Below are 18,418 nucleotides of genomic sequence, written 5' to 3' on the forward strand. Positions count from 1 at the left end.
TTGTACTTCTTCAAGGTGATGGTGACGGTCTTGTCGTTGTTGGAATAGACCGGTGGGTTAGCTAGGGAGAGGCTGGGGTTCAGTTCAGCCTTGTTGCCGACACCGAAGAAGTAGAGAGGGCGGTACAAAAGATATTGGAGCTGCCCATTCGCAACCGAGAAATCAGCACCGGGCATGAGCGGGAAGATGTAGTTTGGGTTAGCCCCAGGAGCCTCCGCAAAATAGGCGGTCCCTCCTTTGACCCTGGTTTGACCGCTCGCAGTGTTCACACTGGTCGAAGAACTCGAACCACACGCAGCGAGCAGCAACGCTGCTGCCGTAGTGGTTCCAACGATGACAACGCTACGCCGCCGACCTCGTTGTTTCATGCCCATACCCCCCTCGTTACAGGTTCGCACACCGTACCTCCGGGTGCCCAACTGCTTGTAATTTAGTAGTTCGGCTAGGCGGGCGTGACACACTCCTCCCGCATTCATCAGCCATTCATAATCTGAGTGCGGCGGACAACGTACCTCGCAATCCAAAGTCCTGACAATCCAAGAGCAACGTGAGCCAACCATCGCGCAGCACGCGAGACAACACTTGGCTGCTGCTCTCATACGGGTCGACCACGACTCCAAGGGGCTCGGTCCAGCTGGGCCTCACCACCCACCCATGATCTCGGTCGACAACTCAACCGACAACGGCAGCCACAGACCGCCCTAATGAGCAAAGCAGACGCCAGACCGGGCGCATGCCAGTGACACACCACACGGCGTGGACAGGCTGCTCACCTCGTCACTCATTACCGCCGTGACGGTGAGCATCACCAAACCGACGGTGCGGATCCGACGGCCATCCGACCATGACACACAGACAGGCCAGCTTTGCCAGCCCAACGACGTCCAAATTGCCGATAGCGGCCTTCCCGCGCCTAGGCTCGAATCTCGATGACTGGTTTACTTGCCCTGGTGGGCTCGGGTGAATACCTTCCGGAGATGGGTGAGATCGAACAACGACTCTTGAACGGCGGCACCCGGTATGTGCAGATCCCTACGGCGGCGGCGCTCGAGGGAGACGATCGACTTGGGTACTGGATCGAGCTTGGACGAAAAGCCGCCGAGCGCTTCGGCGCCACCCCAATCACCGTCGCCCCTCGAAACCGTGACGAGGCCAACGATCCCGATCTAGTCGCCCAGGTCACCGACGCCGATCTCATCTACCTCTCTGGGGGCAATCCAACGTTTCTCGCCGACACCCTGCGCGATACCGCGCTATGGCATGCCATCATGGCCGAGTTCGAACGCGGATGCTCCATCGCCGGATGCAGTGCCGGGGCGATGATCATGGGGGGATGGATACCCAGCCTGCGTAATCGGGAGGCACCCGGGCACCAAGGGCTCGGTCTCATGCCGATGGTCAGCGTCATCCCCCACTTTGACCGCTTCCTGCCCCGCATCGGCACGAGCCTGGCAAGACTCGCGCTCAAACCACCCGAAGGCGTTGAACTGATCGGCATCGATGAGTTAACTGCCCTCGTCGGCACCCCCGCGTCGATGACCGTCATGGGCAAGGGAGCCGTCGTGCGCATCAACGAGGCACCCTCCACCAGATACCAAGCGGGTGACCTCTTGAGGTTCACCAACGACGACTGATCGAGGGACTCGTACAGACCAACCTTCCCAAGGGTTGATACCCGACGGTGGCGTCGTAACCAACTGCGTGGCCCTTGGATACAAACGTTCAAACCATAGTCCGTGCGGTTGATCGGCCAACGACATCTGAGATGCTTGACGTCGTGTTGTGGGTCACGAGGTCAAGCTAGCGAAGTGGCTCCCATGGTCTCGGAGAACCACGCAGCTATCCGCATGAGGTGTGCATCCCCAAACCTTGAGCCAACGATGATCAGTTCAGCGTCCGCTAAGACGACCATCGGCAGGTTTGCAAAACGCGGCAATCGCCATACCATCGCAGTCGCCTCAACATCGTTGGCGGCTCTCCACGATACCGGCGCAACGATCGCATCCACCGCGGCCAACACGCGGTCGACTGCGGCGATCACCGACGACCGTCCCTCGACCGGTTCAGACCCCGATACCAAGGCGATGCCGGGCTCACCGACCCCGGGCTCACCGACCCCGTGCTCGCCGACCCCATCGCCCTCGATACCAGAGGACCACGCCCTACTCGACCCGAACCCTGTCATCACGTCGACGTGGATGTCATGGGCTGTTATGACCCCCAGAGCCCTCGCCTCGGCGGCCGTCTGGATGTCGGGCTCATTCCCACGTCGATGATCATCATCGACCCAACGAGCGATGCGCGATGGCCGCGTCGCGCTCATCGCAAAGCACGCAAGAGATTTGGGATTGCTATGAGGAAGAAAACGGGGGTCTCCAGCCACACCCATCGCTCGCAGTCGATCAAGCAAATAGGCCTGCTCGGCAAGGGTCGACGCCACGAGCACCGCCGTGGACTCATTGGGATAGTCAACCGATGGTGCGAACCCAAGAGTTGGTCGATAGCCATCGAGACCCATCGCAGCCCGTACCAACATCGACTCAGGATCATCGACGCTGACACCGGCGACGACGGCTCCAGCACGCAACGCGAGCACGAATCGATCCGACGGCCCAGGTGACGAGAAGTCCTTTGTCATCACGTGATGCTTCGACAAATCATCAGCTGGGGAGAGGCTGGAGGCGGAGATCACAGATTGAGCGAGCCCAACAACGATGGCGCCATCGCGTACCAGCGCGTCAACGATGGGGTGATTGTACGCCTCATCATTGGATGGCCTTGCCGGCGCTGCGTGCGTCGGCACCGACGTAGGGGACACCGATGTGCCAGCAGATGACCCACGTGACGGGCCAAGCCTCGCATCCACCAACAGCGGTACCCCCGCAAGTGGTGGCAACCAACTCCTGGGCGGGTATCGCCGATCACAGTCCTTGGCCTGTCGCAAGGCCCGATCAACAAGATCCTCGATGAGCCACGAGGGGTCAAGACGTTCGATGGCTGCTCGCACCGCGTCGACGGCGCTCACCGACCCTTGACGGCGAGCCTCAAGGAGGCGAAAAAGTGGAGATTGGTTAGACGGGAACAGGGACGGAGCCGTCAGCGAGCTGTTCTGCCATCACCCAACCGAAGACGATCAACGCCTGCCCCTCTTCGGGTGCACAACACTCAAAGACTTCCTGGTATGGGGTTTCGATCGGCTCCTGGAGCCGATAAGCCACGTAGCCGTACTGCTCACCCTCACTGACCGCAAGCGAACTCCGGTCATCGAGCCCATGATCGAGCCCAAAGCGCTTGGCAAGACGACGAGACCACGCCCGCTCCTCACCGGTGGGCCGGTGGCCAGGACGCGGAACCACATCAGAGAGCCCGTTGAAGATCTCGTACCCATTTGGAGAGATCAGCTTCACCCCGACGAGGACATCCTCGTCAGGGAACGCGAGCAGTGCCCTCGAGTAGGCCTCGTGCATCAGCGCCGCTAGTAGCTCGCGCTCACGGTCTTTGGGCTGTGTGACGATCAGGTTGATCAGGATGCACGGGGTTCCCCCGATGCGCTCGAGTGTGAACATCATCCCCCCGAGGAGTGAGTCCCCCTCGCGTGCGAGTGACGATAGCACCCATTCCTCCCGTTGTTTGGAGAGGAATCCAGCGCTAAAGGCTGCACCCTGCAGATCACTGACGGCTGCAAACTCTTCGAGTTCAGCATCGTCGAGTGCGTCACAATCCTTTGTAGTCAGTTCGATTGCCATCAAACACGCTCCCTTTGGATCGGCTGATTGTCCAGTCTAGTGGCTCCAACCGAGGTCATGGCCTTGCCGCGCCAATCGTCAAGCTCAAGCCCTACACTCGATAGGGAAAAATCCGCGAAGATCAGGAAGGGACGATACCAGTGGCCGACGGGCTGACTCACCTTGGAGCTTCAACCAACTACCGATATGACGACCCGACGCCAGAGGAGCTCGAGACCTTTCCGAACCCTCACCCGGGGGTCGACTTTGTCATCCGCCTTATCGCCACCGAGTTCACGAGCCTCTGCCCGATCACTGGCCAACCAGACTATGGATCGCTCATCATCGACTACATCCCCGACGCTCGATGCGTCGAGAGCAAGAGTTTGAAGCTTTATCTCGTGAGCTATCGTAATCACGGTTCGTTCCACGAATCCTGCGTCAATACCATCGCTGATGACCTGGCCAACCTGTTGGCGCCGAAGTTCCTCCGGGTCTTTGGCGATTTCAACCCTCGTGGGGGTATCGCCATCAAGCCGATGGTCGAGCGTTTGGGACCGACCATGGATCGAGCCACGGCCATCGGGTTGATCGAGAGCTATCTCCAGGTCGCCAACCCCCGATGAGGTCCATCAGCCGGGGCGCCTGGGTGGCGCTGGCCGTCTACATCGGTGCCATCGTCGGATCGAACTGGATGATCGCCCACATCGGCACGCCTATCCCTGGCGCCCACGTGCTACCTGTTGGCTTTGGACTCTCGGCACCGTCGGGGGTCTATCTCGCCGCCGTGGCCTTCGTCGCCCGAGACTACGTGCAACGACTCGCCGGTGCACGAGCCGGCCTCGTAGCAATCGTCATCGGTGCCATCGTCTCCGCACTGGTCTCGACACCACAACTCGCCATCGCCTCTGGCGTGACCTTCATGCTCTCGGAGTCCACCGACTTTGCCATCTTCACCCCGCTGCAGCGGTGGAACCTCACCGCCTCGGTGCTCATCGCCGGTCTGTTCGCTGAGTTCGTCGACTCCATCGTCTTCTTGTCGTTGGCCGGGATCCCGCTCGGCGTGGCACTCGAGGGGCAACTCGTCGGCAAGCTCTGGGTGATCCTGGCCGGAACCGCCGTCACCTGGTACCTTCGACGCCGACCATCACTCGCGCTCACACCACGGATCAAGCAGCTCGATCCGAGCTAGCCCCCCAGTACCCAGGTACTAGACTTAAGCCCTGGTGAAGACAAGTACGCAGGGGTTTGTAGCGCTGTCACTCGCATCAGCGATCTGGGGTGGGATGTATGTCGCCACCGATAGCCTCATGCGCACCATGGCGCCATTGGTGGTGCTTGAGTTTCGTGAAGGGATCTCGGCCCTCATTCTCTTGGTGATCGCCAGTCGTCGGCATCAACTCCGCATCGAACGCGGTGACTATGTGCCGATGCTCGGCGTCGGTGTCATTGGTTTTACCGTCTCCATCGGCTTTCAGCTGTACGGGACCCACGCGGCTGGCGCCGCTCTTGGCTCACTGGTCACCGCATCGTCGCCGATCCTGATCGCGCTCCTTGGCGCCATGGTCTTCAAGGAGCATGTCCCGACGCGGAGATGGATCGCCATCGGGATGGCCTTTGTCGGTGTCATCGTGATCGTGGGGACACCCGCTCCTGGCAAGCAGACCTCCCTTGGCGTTGTCCTGCTCCTGGTAGCTGCGGTGTGCTGGTCGCTCTATACCATTGGATCGACCTCGCTGTTGACTCGTTACTCAACCTTGACGGTGGTGACGGTCGCGTGTACGGTTGGTGCTGTCACCTCGCTGCCCTTTGCCACCGTTGCCTACCTGCACGCTCGTCACCCGTTGCCCGTGGGCATCGCCGGATGGGGCGAGATCCTCTACATCAGCGTGATCGGCATGGCACTGGCGTTCTTTCTCTGGGTATGGGGCTTTCAGCACGTCAGCGCGTCTCGCGGCGGCGTCCTCCTCCTCTTTCAGCCAGTCGTCGGCATCATTCTCGGAGTCCTCCTGCTCGGCGAGTCGGTTTCCGTTGGAACACTCATTGGCGCCGTCTTGGTCTGCGTCGGGGTCACTTTGACCGTCATCGAACGCAAACCTCCCTTGACCCTCGAGCCGACCCCCTGATGGAGCCCAGTGCCACCACCGCCAACCCACCGACCCGTCAACCTCAACAGCAAACTGTTCGTGACACAAGGTAACGGACATAGGCTATCGTCACGAAAACCCAGCGCGAGGCCAGGATCCACAGGTCGCGAAGCGATGACCGATGAGATCGAGCCAATCGTGCGCCCGGACGCGCCGACCGACACCGTCAAGCTCTCATCCTCGCCTTCGCCACCAGGGGCGCCCATGCCCACAGGCTTGGTGTTGGCTGATGGGCGACAGGTCAACGATGGGCCGCTTGGGGGTCTCTCGGTCCATGTGACACGCAACCGAACTTCGTCAGGGCTCTCGATGATGGTGCTGACACCGGTGAGCCATCACCCATCGTGGGCGAAGGTCAACTGCCACCATATCACACTTGCACCAGTGCTGGATAGAGCCGAGCCGGTCGCACCCATGAGAGCCCATTGCACCGCTCATTCGGTCATGGCTCATTCCGTCATGGCTCATTCCGTCACGGCCCACTCCATGACGCACCAGATCATCCACATTCCGATAGCCACAATGACGCGATGCCCGACACCACAGCGCTAGACCGGGAGACATCTACACCAGGCCCGCCAAGCGTCACCTTGACACAAACACCGGGCCGAAGACTCGGGCCACTCCGTGTCGACCTCCGAAACGCTGGCATCGTCACCATTGCCGGCAACCTACCGGATCGATTCACAACAGTCAATCCACGTCGCTATCAGACCCTGATTGCCACCGGGATCGTCACGATCAGTGCACCGTCGATGCGCTCACCCACCGTCTCGGTTGTCATCCCTGTACACGACCCGCCAGCAACATTCGCCAACCTGGTCGCCGAACTTAAACAACGCCGTTGGGTCAGTGAGGTCATCGTCGTTGACGATGCCTCGAAAGAGCCAGTCAACCTCGACAACATCACGGTGATCCGCAACGCGACCCCGTTGGGTCCGGGAGCCTCACGCAATCTTGGAGCAAATGCGAGCCAGGGCGAGCTCCTTCTCTTCGTCGACGCCGACATCCTGACGGTGGACCCCACTATGGGCGACGCCCTTAAGCTCCTCCTTCACCCCGATATTGGGGCGCTCGCCCCACGTATCGTCGAGGCAAGGCATGGCTCCCCCCTCGATTTGGGTCCCCACCCAACCCTCGTCGACCATCGACACCTCAACCACCTCCCAGCTGCCGTCCTTGCCGTCGCGAGGAGGAGCTTTCTCACAGCTGGAGGCTTCTCAGAAGAGCTACGTCTGGGAGAGGATGTCGCGCTCGTCGCCCGTATCGCGGTCCATGACGAGATGGCGCTCTACCTTCCGAGCGTCACGGCCACCCACGCACCCCAGTCCTGCCTCACTCGCCGAGCCAAAAATGCTAAGTATGGATACTCGATCGGAGCACTTCGCAAGGCGACAGACCTGGTGCTCATGCCGACGATCACGAGCGTTCCGTTCATCGGGATAACGCTTTCGGCACCACTCGCCTGGGCCATCACCACGACCCTCACGCATCTGTCCAAGGTCCATGGTCCCCTCACCCTCGCCGAGCGCATCAAACTCGCCACCGTTGTGCTCGATACCCAGCTCGATAACAACGCCGAACTCATCGTGCGCCAGCTTGGACTACCAATCGCCATTGGAGCGCTCGGCTCAAAGCGACTCCGCCGAGCTCTCATCCTCGCCATCGCCATCAGGGCCGCCCATCAAGGACTCTCCAAAGCGCTCGATGATCTCGCCTATTCAGCCGGGATGTGGCTCTCGTTGGTCCTGGAGGCCTGAGTAACACCTTCAGGCCAGTCAACCCAGGCGTAGGTCGTTGATTGGACATCCACAACCCCACACTCACGGCCAAATACTTGCACGGTGGCGGATACCCAAACTGCATGACACTGGTTGTACCGAGAGATTTATGACGTTCGGGCAGGCAAGCGCTCACGATCAACGAGGGCACCTCATTTGCCTTCGGAGGTAATCGTCATGCATGGTGAGCAATCCCCCACCAGCGAAGGATCATATCCAAGCCACGGAGATACCCGAGGCGATCAACCTCCTACCGTCTTGCAACCGAACAGCCAGAGCGTACCAACTCTCTCCTCGACCAGCTTGTGACCGATTGCAAGCCCCAACAGTCCAACGAGGCCGCGACCGCAGCGGAGTCGATGGACACAGTCGAACACAGAGGCCACCCTGTTCGAAGAGGTCGTCCGTCCAGCGATCCTGCTTCCTCTTCTGGCAAATCGCGTGCGCCACCTTGGTGCCTTCCGCGTGTCAACGCTCAATTGCCAATGCGAAGGATGGGTGAAATGCGTTCTGCGAACGTGACGTCGATGGGATTCTGAGTCGAGCTACACGAGTAGTCGTCACCATGGATAGAACGTGACCGCAGTAGCGACTCGGCACCGATCCTTCGTCAATAAGGGCCGTGGCACATGACAGCGTACTTCGAGCCCTGCATCGCGCTGTTGGACCCCTCGCGAAGGCAGTATGGGCCCCACTCTGACCATTGTGCCACTACGTGGACGTCGATGGGCGATGACATGCCAAGCAGAGGGCTGGCTCGCTCGAAGGCTGGCGAGATTGCGCCACCGGTGCGATCACACGAGCCGCGCCACGGTGCACACAATCAGAGGCCGGGTTCAACTCCACCAACGATCAGGCGGTCGACTCCTCTTCGGCGGTCAGCGATGTGACCACACCACGGAGCTCGTGGAGCTCCTGGCGATAGCGCTTGAGCTGTGAGGTAACCGAGTCGATCGAGGCTCCTCCAGAAGCCGATCGCCGACGAACGGCGGCGTCCGCCTCGATGAGTGACATCGCTTCTTCACCAAGCTGCGGGTGGGCTCCTACCAGCTCCCGGAGCGGTACTCTCCGCTCCAAAGAGTCACGGACGAGACCGGCTGCCACCCCGTGGGCGCGCCGAAACGGCACCCCGTTGGTCACTAGGTATTCGGCAATATCGATCGCCTGGAGATACTCAGAGGAGGCTGCTTGGCGGAGACGTTCGTAATCGAATGTCATAGTCGAGACCATGCCCTCAAAGGCCACCAGCTCCCTGATCATCTGCTCAACTGAATCAAAGAGCGGCTCCTTATCCTCTTGGAGATCTCGGTTGTACGTGAGTGGCGTACCTTTCAGCGTTACCAGCAACGAGATCAGGTTCCCGATATAGCGACCGGTCTTGCCACGGGCGAGCTCGGCGATGTCGGGGTTCTTCTTCTGGGGCAACATCGACGAACCAGTCGAGTAGGCATCATCTAAACGGAAAAAGCCAAACTCCTCGGTGGTGAACATCACGATCTCCTCGGCAAAACGCGACAGATGTACCCCGAGAAGGGCCACGTTAAAGAGAATCTCGACGACGAAGTCTCGATCGGAGACCGCGTCAAAGCTATTGAGAAAGGCCCCAGCAAAACCAAGCTCCGTTGCCGTGAACTCAGGGTCGATGGCCAGCGTCGTCCCAGCGAGCGCCCCAGCGCCAAGTGGCGACACATCCATTCGGGCGTAGGTCGCTAACAACCGATCCAGGTCACGCCGCAATGCCCACCCGTGGGCCAGCAGATAGTGTCCGATCGGTACCGGCTGTGCTCGTTGGGTGTGGGTATATCCCGGCATCACGGCATCACCGGCCGACTCTGCAACGTCGGCGATCATCGAGAGAAAATCCACCACCTGATGGGCGATGGCATCGATGGCACTGCGTGCATAGAGCCGAAGGTCGGTAGCGATCTGATCGTTGCGCGATCGTCCCGAGTGCAGCTTGGCACCGACATCGCCCACGAGTTCGGTAACGCGTCGCTCAACGGCGGTATGAATATCTTCGTCGGAGGGTTGGAACTCGAACTTCGAGGACTCAAGCTCTGCATAGACGGTATCGAGCGCCTCAAGGAGTATTACGCTCTCCTCCTCGGTCAAGAGCTTGGCCCGGGTGAGTCCGAGCACGTGGGCTCTCGACCCCTGAATATCGAACCTCCAGAGCTTCCGATCGAACGAAAGGCTCTCGGTGAAGGCGAGCATTGCATCAGCAGGGGGTGAGCTCAGACGGCTCTGCCAAAGGGTCATGGCTGCACTCTACCCTGTCGCTTCGACCAAGTCTCAAGCCCTAGCCCAAAGATCTTCACAAATCCCTCGGCATCCAGGTGGTTGAAGGTGTCCGCTCTCGCATAGGTCGCAAGTTCATAGTCATAAAGCGAAATCGGACTTCTCCGACCATCGACGACGAAGCCATTCGGCGAGAACCGAACCCGCACCTCCCCGGTGACGACACATGAGGCCTCATCCATGAACGCGTCAAGCGCCATTCTGAGCGGCGAGTACCAGAGGCCGTCATAGACGAGTGTTGCCCACTGGAGTGAGAGCTCCATCTTGGTGTGGGCGAGCTCACGCTCGAGGGTGATGTCCTCGAGTTGGCGGTGAGCCTCGAGCAAAACGGTCGCAGCAGGCGCCTCGTAGACCTCTCGTGACTTGATACCGACCCGTCGATTCTCCACCATATCGATTCGCCCGATTCCATAGCTCCCGGCGATCGCATTGAGTCGCGCGATAAGGAGGTGCAGCGGCAGCTCCTCGCCATCGAGCGAGACCGGAACCCCCTCTTGGAACCCAATCACCACACTCTCGGGAACCGAACCATGGGGCAAGGTATAGGCGTAGATGTCCGATGGTGGCGAGTTCCAGGGATCCTCCATCTCACCACACTCAATGGCTCTACCCCAAAGGTTCTGATCAATCGAGTAGGGATTGGCTCGATTGGCGTTGACCTGCACACCATGGGCCAGCCCATAGTCGATAGTATCCTCCCTGGCAAACCCCCACTCGCGTACTGGAGCGATGACCTCGAGATCCGGCGCCAAGGTGCGGATCGCTACCTCGAATCGAACCTGATCGTTACCCTTGCCGGTACAGCCGTGGGCAACGGCATCAGCCCCGTAGCGGCGCGCAACCTCAACGAGGTGTTTCGAGATAAGCGGACGAGACAGCGATGAAACCAACGGGTATCGGTTTTCATAGAGTGCGCCGGCACGAATGGCACGCCCGATGAAGTTATTGGCAAACTCCTCCTGTACCTCGACGACCTCTGCTATCTTGGCTCCGGTCGCGAGCGCGCGAGCGCGTACCTCTTCGAGGTCCTCCTGTTGACCGACGTCCACCGAGCAGGCGATCACCTCGTAACCCTTCTCCACCTGGAGCCATTTGAGGGCTACCGAGGTATCGAGTCCCCCTGAATACGCGAGTACTACTGTCTTTGCCACAACATCTCCTTTACTTTGACTCTTTTGCTTTGACTCTGTTTCGTTGATCACAACCATCTGGCTGGTCTGTCATCGGTCACGGACTACCGATATCAGCACGACCGGGCGCCTATTGGCAAGCCCGTTCACGAGGCCTCTCAGCAACTGTTCTGGGGCGAGATTATGCTCTCTGCATCGCCAGCTCGTGCTGTTAGGTCCCATTCCTTCTTGTCCAGCCCTTTTCTTGACCAAGCCTCCATCTTTTCCGGGCTTTTCTCTTGTCGGGGCTTGTCTCGTCACCGGGGCTTGATCTTGTCTTTACCTTCATCACCGCGGTCAACTAGCCATTCGCCAGCTGCCCCTGTCACAACCTGCCCCTGTTATAACCTGCTCTGTCACAACCTGCTCTGTCACATGCCGTCGCGCCAACCAATCCCTCTACTCCTCAACCGATCGTAGCCGCCAAAGGCCATCTCGGGTTGCTTGGCTCAGCAGGCACCAGTGCCAGCCACACCAAAGCTGACAAGCGGCCCTTGGACTATTGCTGTGGCGTTGATCGAAGGTGGCGCAGACCTTTGCCTCAATCCAGGATCGATGACCGCTACCTTGGCCGAAGCTACCTTGGCCGAAGCTGGCTTGGCCGGTGCCGACTCGAGGGCGATAGCAGGGCTGATCGCTGCAGAGTTGATTACCGCCATTTGGCACAGTGTTGGGTGGCTACGCATAGCTCCACCCATCTCAGCAATGGGAATTGTCGACCCCACAATCCACTCCGGGCACGATCGGTCGCTCACAACCAACCACCTCACCCCGGCAATCCTGCCACCTCGCGCATAAGTTTGGTCAACTCATCACCTCCCATGAGCTGATCGGCCAACACCAGGACGGTATCATCGCCAGCAACCGTACCGAGCACTCCGTCGGGGCGAGTGCGATCCAACGCCGAGGCTACGACATGGGCACAGCCCGGAGGGGTCTTGAGCAGGACCAGATCACCGGAGTTGACGACCTCGACCACCCACTCCCCGAGTACGCGCTTGAGATACCCCTCGGTGCTGATCTGATCCCTCGGCAGATCGGGAATGGCATAGATGCTCGCTCCCCCTGGACCCTTGACCTTGATCGCACCGAGTTCATCGAGGTCTCTTGAGACCGTCGCCTGCGTAGCCGTAATCCCTTCCTTGGCGAGCATATCCACGATCTGCTGTTGCGCCGAGATCGGCGTTTGGCTGATCAACTTCGCGATCCGATATTGACGTTGGTTCTTCGCCATCAGTCCTCCTCTCCTATGAGTCGAAACAGTCGCTCCATGGCGACCAACCGGTTACGCGCTTGGGCCCATACGACCGATCGTGCCGAGTCGATCACCGACCCTTCGATCTCCATCCCACGATGGGCAGGGAGACAGTGCATGACAAAGGCATCGTCGGGGGCGATCGAGAGCAACGCCTCATCGATGGCAAAACCGCGAAACTTATCCATGACCTGAGCAGCCGATTCTTTGGCACCCATCGAGACCCACACGTCGGTGTAAAGAACGTTTGCCTCGCGAACCGCGGCGCTCGGGTCATCCGTTAGCTCAAGGCGTGCGTCCGATCCACACAAAGAGCGATAGTTGGCAAAACTCGCGACGTCGTCGACTCCAAACTGATGTCCCTCAGGTGCTGCGATGGTAATGTCCCATCCAAGTGCCAGTGCAGCCTTGGTGAGTGAACGAGTCACGTTGTTTGCCTCGCCAAGATAGGCAATGCGCACATGTGGGAGCGATGCGCCGGGACCCACACCGAGCTGGTCAACGATGGTGATCAGATCAGCGATCGCCTGTGTAGGGTGTGCCCAATCGGTCAAGAGGTTGACCATCGGGCACCCGTACTCGGTTGCCACCTGTGCCATCCTTGTAAACGTCGAATGACGTTTGAGACGCGCTCCGATGAGCCGATGGTGCTCGGCCAGCAGATGGGCAACATCTTCAGCACTCTCGCGCTGATCGATTCCGACCTCGTCGCCGACGAAGAAGACCGGTAACGCACCTACGCGATTGGCCGCTCCTGCGAACGCCGATCGCGTCCGAAGCGATGGATGTTCAAAGATACCCGCCATCGTCTGACCATCAAAACGTGGTACCGCAGTGCGCGCCTCCACCGGAGGTGTGAACAGCGATGGCGATGTCGCCTGCACTGGATTTTGGCCAGTGGACGTCGCGGGTCCTCCATCAACGTCTGGGGACGACACGACGTCATGATCGCCCATCTGTGAGCGCCGAGGGGATCCATAGGCGGTTGTCGAGCTTCGGATTGAGCGTCGGGTCCGTACCCCATCGCCTGTGGTGGCCTCACCTTCGGCATCCGGCCGTGGCGAAAGCAACCACAGCAGTTGATCGATCGAGAGTGCATCAATATCGTCAATGATCACTGAACTCCCCCTTTAAGTACCTTGGCCAAGATCTCAATCCCGTGTGTGAGTTCGGGCTCGGTGATGATGAGCGGCGGCAGCAGTCGAATGCGATTCGGGGCTGGCGCATTCACGATCAACCCAGCTGCGAAGGCTTTGCGCACCACCTCGTTGGCGATGGGCGCATCAAGCATCAGCGCCAACATCAACCCTCGACCATCCACGCTCGTCACCCCCGGCAAGGCTTGCAACAACGGTAGGGCTAGGTCGCTGAGGTGTTGGACCCGATCGGCGAGCGAAGACTCGGCCATGAAGGCGATCACCGCGCTGGCTGCGGCGGTGGCCACCGGGTTACCACCGAACGTCGACCCATGATCACCAACCTCAAACGCACTGGCAACCTCCGCCTTGGCAACCAATGCCCCAATCGGGAGGCCGTTGCCAAGCGCCTTGGCCAAGGTAAAGGCGTCTGGCACGATGCCATAGTGTGAGCTGGCGAGCCAGTCGCCTGTGCGACAGAGGCCGGTCTGGATCTCGTCAGCGACGAGCAGCGTGTTACGGTCACGCTGGGCCGCTATGAGCACCTCGGCAAACTCGTCGCTCAGCTCAAAGACACCAGCCTCTCCGAGGATGGGCTCAAAGAGCACCGTTCCCACCTCTGGGTCGGCTACGACATTTGCCAAGGCAGCGGCATCATTGAGTGGGACCTCGACGAAACCGGTCAGTAACGGCAAAAAGGGTTGACGCTTCTTTGGCTGCATGGTTGCCGAGAGAGCACCGAGTGTACGCCCATGAAACGAGTGCTCAAGCACGGCCACCTTGGGCCGATACGGACGCGCACGCCGTGCGAGCTTGAGTGCCGCCTCGATCGCCTCGGCGCCGGAGTTGCAGAAGAAGACTCGAGCATCAACAAACGGGGCAATCCCACCAATCTTGGCGGCGGCGTGAAGGGAAACGGGAGTCGTGAAGAAGTTGGAGGTGTGCCAAAGACGGGAGAGCTGATCGGCGACGGCCTCTCGGATGACAGGATGATCGTGTCCGAGCGAGGTAACCGCGATGCCTGAGAGGAAATCGAGATAACGACGACCCTGATCGTCAAAGAGGTAGACCCCAGAGCCTTTCACGAGGTTGCCCATCGGGGGCCCATAGAGATCCATCAGCGTCCCGGTCATCGAGCTCCTCCCACGATCATGGTGCCGACTCCCTCATCGGTCAACAACTCCAACAATAGCGAGTGCGGGACCGTCCCGTCGATCAGGTGCACACGCTCTACCCCACCTCGTGCCGCCCAAAGTGCCGATAGAACCTTGGGGATCATCCCTCCACGGATCTGACCAGAGGCGATGAGCTGTTCGGCCTGGCTCACGTCGACCTCGGCGATGAGCGATCCCGGATCATCCAGGTGCTCGAGGAGACCAGCGATATTGGTGAGGAAGATCAACTTACTGGCACCAAGCTCCACAGCGAGCGCCGCCGCGAAGGAATCGGCGTTGACATTGAGCAGCTGTCCGGTCTCCTCAACGCCAAGGCTGGCGACGACGGGAATCGCGGTCACATCCAACAGATCGCGCAACACCTTGGGGTTGACGGTGGTGATCTCCCCCACAAAGCCGAGATCATCAGATACTCGCGAGGCGATAGCCAATGTGCCATCCGCGCCCGAGAGGCCGACGGCTGGCGCTCCCTGTTGGCCAAGTGCGCTCACAATCGCCGGGTTCACCGTGCCAAGGAGAGCCATGCGCACGACGTCCAACATCTGTCCATCGGTAACCCGAAGACCGTCGACGAAACTCGGGCTCAGGCCAAGCCGCTTTGCCAGCTCGTCGATCTGGGGACCGCCGCCATGCACAATGACCGGGCGCATCCCAACGGAGCGCAGCAGCGCGACATCCTCGGCGAGCTCGACGAGGGAGTTATCGGCATCGCCTAACACATTTCCCCCGTATTTGATCACGATCACCGCGCCATGGAACCGACGGATATAGGGCAACGCCTCGAGCAATGTTCGTGCCCGCAGGGCGGGATCAGATCGCATCACGAGGTCCCCCGATTCTCTTCAAGGTACCCATGTCCGATATCAGCGGTCAACATCTCGACCGTCGCTGGCCCACGGTCAAGATCGATCTCGACGACGATCTCGTGTTCGTCCATTCGCTGCGTGAGCGTACGGCGCTCGGTTAACGACAGGGCCGTCGTCGCGTCCAACCCGCTGGCACAGACCTTGACCCCCTGGTAGCTGACTGACACGCGGCTCATGTCGATATCAGACAGGGCCGCACCGACCTCGGCTAGGATCCGACCCCAATACGGATCACCCCCTAACAGTGAGCACTTGACCAACAACGAGCTGGCGATGCCTCGGGCCACGCGCTCGGCCTCGGTGACATCGACTCCCCCAACGACCCGGATGCGTCCGACTCGACTACCCCCCTCGGCGTCGGCGACGATATCGTAGGCAAGCTTGGCGGCCGCGCGCAACAGGCTCGCCTCGAAGGTCTCGTCCGGCTCCCCACCGATCCCAGAGGCCAAGAGCACCACGGTATCGTTGGTGGAAGTGCAACCATCGATGGTGATCCGGTTGAAGGTCTGATCGACGACCTCGCTCAGGGCACGTTGGGCACGCTCGGGCGAGATAGCGGCATCGGTGGTCAAAACGCTGAGCATCGTCGCCATGTTCGGTGCGATCATCGCGGCACCCTTGGCCATCCCACCGATCCGAAATCCATCGCCTTGGACCTCGACCTGCTTGGCAAAGGTATCGGTCGTACGAATCGCCTCGGCGGCGCGTCCCGCGGCGTTGGCGTCATCACCGAGCGACGCCGCGATAAACGTGACCCCAGGCTCGATACGATCGCTGGGGAACGGGATGCCAATCAATCCGGTCGAGCACACCAGGTAGTCAGTCGGCACACCCCCGAACTGGCGTGCACAGGTCGCAGCCATCAACACCGCAGCGTTGAGTCCAGGCTCCCCCGTGAGCGCGTTGGCGTTCCCGGAGGAGAGGAGCACACCACGGAGTTGACCACCGCTGAGATGGAGATGATCGCGTGAGACGAGCACCGGCGCCGCGGCTGCACCACTTTGCGTAAAGACAGCAGCGCCACTATGGGCCCCGCCATCGGCAAACCCCACGTAGGCGAGATCAAGCGCGCCAGCATCAGTGACCTGTGCGCCCGAGACCCCGCCAGACCCTTCGACACCGTGTCCATGCGCGCCCTTGATACCACAGCTGACACCAGCTGCGACAAAACCGGCAGGAAAAGTCACACTCACGGCCACACTCCTAACTGCGTTAGCCCAAGCTCCTCCGGCCAACCCATGGCGACATTGAGTGCCTGGATCGCCTGCCCACTCGCGCCCTTCATCAGGTTGTCGATCACAGAGATCACCAGGTAACGGTCAGTGCGAGGGTCATAGGTTGGATAGATCGCTATGTCGTTGGTCCCAACGACCTCACGGGTGCAGGGAGGGCGATCGACGACTCGCACAAACGGCGAGTCCCGATACACCTGCCGATAGCGTGCCAGCAGCTGCTCCTGATTGAGCGGTGCTATACCCGCGGCCGGAACCGCGTAGGAGGTTGCCAGTATGCCTCGCGTGATAGGGGCAAGATGGGGCGTGAAGAGAACCGTGCGGCCAAGGTTCATCTCCATCTCGCCGGTGTGGCGATGATCGAGCAAGCCATAGGCAGACAGGTTCTCATTGACGCTGACAAACTGACTCGTGACCTTCAACCCCTTGCCAGCCCCAGACACACCAGAGTAGGCGTCAACGATCACCAGGTCCTCTCCAATCAAGGACCCACTGACGAGCGGCCACAACCCGAGAGTCGCGGCCGTCACATAACACCCAGGTGCCGCGATCAATTGGGCACCCTTCAGTAGTGACCGCTGGGTCTCCACCAACCCATAGACCCGCGTCTCCAACAACTTGGGCGCACCATGGGGCTCACCGTACCACCTGGCATACCCCATCGGATCAGCGAACCGGAAATCTGCACCCAAATCGACTACTACACGATGTTGGGCAAGCAAGCGAGGGACGAACTCTTGACTGAGGCCATGGGGCAACGCCAGGAACACCGCTTCCGCTCCCGCTACGTCAGAGCCAATGGGCTCGACTACCAGTTCGCCCGCACCGTGCACCAATGACGGCACGATCGAGCTGAGAAGCTCACCTGCAGCCTCATGACCCTGCACCGCTACCAGGTCAAGACTGGGATGGGCCTGTACTAGCTGGGCCAACACTTGGCCCACATAACCAGCGGCACCGAGAATCGCAACCTTCATGCTGAATCAGCATACACCAATCCGTATATTAATGTGGCGCGATGACGGTATCCATTTTTGGCGATAGAATCGAAGAAAAAAGGGAGTTGAGATGACCTTTATCCAGGCCTATGAGCAGATGTGGCTCAACTACACCAACTTTCGAGGCAGAGCGACTCGACCCGCCTACTGGAAGGCCGTCGCCATTAATCTCGTGCTCTCCATCATCTTCCTCTTCGCGACCGAACATTCATCCCTCGGATCGACCATCGCTGACCTCTATAGCCTGGCAGCCTTCATACCTGGCCTCGCACTCACGATTCGAAGACTTCATGACACCAATCGAAGCGCATGGTGGTGGCTCATCTGCCTGATCCCTATCGCCGGGCCGATCGTCCTCCTCGTCCTCCTGGCATTGCCCACCCATCCCACCGAGAACAGATGGGGCTTGCCTCCGACGACTGGCAGAATTCAGAGCTGGTGACGATCCCAGCGACCACGAAACTCCAACTCGGGAACCGCTTGCCAAATCAAGTCACTATCAAGTCTGGCTCGCCTCCACGATGACGTTGTCGGCATAGGAGCCACCCACACCAGGGATCTCGGTGAAGGGGCCACCGCAGGTGACAAGGGCCAGGGTTGGTGTGCCTTGGTTGGTAAAGAGCTCAGGGTGAGCAA

The 18,418-nt window shown here is 60.0% G+C and carries 17 protein-coding genes and 1 pseudogene; 6 read left to right on the forward strand and 12 right to left on the reverse strand.

Annotated elements, in window-relative coordinates; genetic code table 11:
- Positions 1–368: ABC transporter substrate-binding protein (locus MP439_10220; protein ID MCI2976430.1), on the reverse strand; the 368-nt coding region annotated here is incomplete at its 3' end.
- A 561-nt stretch (positions 369–929) separates the two neighbouring features.
- Here MP439_10220 and MP439_10225 point away from each other — a divergent pair.
- The gene (locus tag MP439_10225; protein ID MCI2976431.1) at positions 930–1,634 is read left to right on the forward strand and encodes a Type 1 glutamine amidotransferase-like domain-containing protein; all 705 of its coding nucleotides are present in this window, start codon (positions 930–932) and stop codon (positions 1,632–1,634) included.
- 161 nt (positions 1,635–1,795) lie between these two features.
- Here the strand turns inward: MP439_10225 and MP439_10230 are convergent, their stop codons facing one another.
- Together MP439_10230 and MP439_10235 are read right to left on the reverse strand one after the other, a co-directional pair.
- Positions 1,796–3,025 (reverse strand): hypothetical protein, encoded by a 1,230-nt coding sequence (locus tag MP439_10230; protein ID MCI2976432.1) that lies wholly within the window; start codon positions 3,023–3,025, stop codon positions 1,796–1,798.
- 46 nt (positions 3,026–3,071) lie between these two features.
- Positions 3,072–3,746, reverse strand: coding sequence for a hypothetical protein (locus MP439_10235; protein MCI2976433.1), 675 nt, complete (start codon positions 3,744–3,746; stop codon positions 3,072–3,074).
- Positions 3,747–3,880: 134 nt separating this feature from the next.
- On the opposite strand from MP439_10235, the pseudogene queF reads away from it, so the two are divergent.
- The 4 genes and pseudogenes from queF to MP439_10255 all read left to right on the forward strand — a co-directional run bounded on the left by queF (position 3,881) and on the right by MP439_10255 (position 7,632).
- Positions 3,881–4,264, forward strand: a pseudogene (gene queF, locus MP439_10240) (preQ(1) synthase).
- Positions 4,265–4,347: 83 nt separating this feature from the next.
- Entirely contained in the window at positions 4,348–4,917 is a 570-nt protein-coding gene (locus MP439_10245; GenBank protein MCI2976434.1) for a hypothetical protein, read from the forward strand.
- Between the two features lie 34 nt (positions 4,918–4,951).
- Positions 4,952–5,851: a DMT family transporter gene (locus tag MP439_10250; protein MCI2976435.1), complete on the forward strand. Its 900-nt coding sequence runs from the start codon at positions 4,952–4,954 to the stop codon at positions 5,849–5,851.
- Positions 5,852–6,402: 551 nt separating this feature from the next.
- On the forward strand, positions 6,403–7,632 hold the full coding sequence (locus MP439_10255) for a glycosyltransferase (GenBank protein MCI2976436.1): 1,230 nt from the start codon (positions 6,403–6,405) through the stop codon (positions 7,630–7,632).
- 873 nt (positions 7,633–8,505) lie between these two features.
- Here the strand turns inward: MP439_10255 and argH are convergent.
- The 9 genes from argH to argC form a co-directional block, all read right to left on the reverse strand.
- Positions 8,506–9,912 carry an argininosuccinate lyase gene (gene argH / locus MP439_10260; protein ID MCI2976437.1) on the reverse strand — a complete coding sequence of 469 codons (1,407 nt, stop codon included), beginning with the start codon at positions 9,910–9,912 and terminating at the stop codon, positions 8,506–8,508.
- Positions 9,909–11,102, reverse strand: a complete 1,194-nt coding sequence (locus tag MP439_10265) for an argininosuccinate synthase (GenBank protein ID MCI2976438.1) — start codon at positions 11,100–11,102, stop codon at positions 9,909–9,911. The genes argH and MP439_10265 overlap by 4 nt, the downstream gene beginning before the upstream one ends.
- A gap of 467 nt (positions 11,103–11,569) precedes the next feature.
- Positions 11,570–11,875, reverse strand: a complete 306-nt coding sequence (locus MP439_10270; GenBank protein ID MCI2976439.1) for a hypothetical protein — start codon at positions 11,873–11,875, stop codon at positions 11,570–11,572.
- Between the two features lie 11 nt (positions 11,876–11,886).
- The gene (argR, locus tag MP439_10275; GenBank protein ID MCI2976440.1) at positions 11,887–12,354 is read right to left on the reverse strand and encodes an arginine repressor; all 468 of its coding nucleotides are present in this window, start codon (positions 12,352–12,354) and stop codon (positions 11,887–11,889) included.
- Complete coding sequence (locus MP439_10280) at positions 12,354–13,493, reverse strand: hypothetical protein (protein MCI2976441.1); 1,140 nt, start codon at positions 13,491–13,493, stop codon at positions 12,354–12,356. Before MP439_10280 ends, argR begins: the two co-directional genes overlap by 1 nt.
- A complete protein-coding gene (locus MP439_10285; GenBank protein MCI2976442.1) occupies positions 13,490–14,644 on the reverse strand; it encodes an aminotransferase class III-fold pyridoxal phosphate-dependent enzyme in 1,155 nt (384 codons plus the stop codon). The genes MP439_10280 and MP439_10285 overlap by 4 nt, the downstream gene beginning before the upstream one ends.
- The gene (gene argB / locus MP439_10290; protein MCI2976443.1) at positions 14,641–15,507 is read right to left on the reverse strand and encodes an acetylglutamate kinase; all 867 of its coding nucleotides are present in this window, start codon (positions 15,505–15,507) and stop codon (positions 14,641–14,643) included. The genes MP439_10285 and argB overlap by 4 nt, the downstream gene beginning before the upstream one ends.
- Positions 15,507–16,745, reverse strand: a complete 1,239-nt coding sequence (argJ, locus tag MP439_10295) for a bifunctional glutamate N-acetyltransferase/amino-acid acetyltransferase ArgJ (protein MCI2976444.1) — start codon at positions 16,743–16,745, stop codon at positions 15,507–15,509. The genes argB and argJ overlap by 1 nt, the downstream gene beginning before the upstream one ends.
- Positions 16,742–17,761 (reverse strand): N-acetyl-gamma-glutamyl-phosphate reductase, encoded by a 1,020-nt coding sequence (gene argC / locus MP439_10300; protein MCI2976445.1) that lies wholly within the window; start codon positions 17,759–17,761, stop codon positions 16,742–16,744. Before argC ends, argJ begins: the two co-directional genes overlap by 4 nt.
- A 91-nt stretch (positions 17,762–17,852) precedes the next feature.
- Between argC and MP439_10305 the strand changes: the two genes are divergently transcribed.
- A complete protein-coding gene (locus MP439_10305) occupies positions 17,853–18,224 on the forward strand; it encodes a DUF805 domain-containing protein (protein ID MCI2976446.1) in 372 nt (123 codons plus the stop codon).
- Positions 18,225–18,418 lie beyond the last annotated feature (194 nt).

Origin of the sequence: Ferrimicrobium sp. (assembly GCA_022690815.1) — a bacterium.
Classification (GTDB): Bacteria; Actinomycetota; Acidimicrobiia; order Acidimicrobiales; family Acidimicrobiaceae; genus Ferrimicrobium.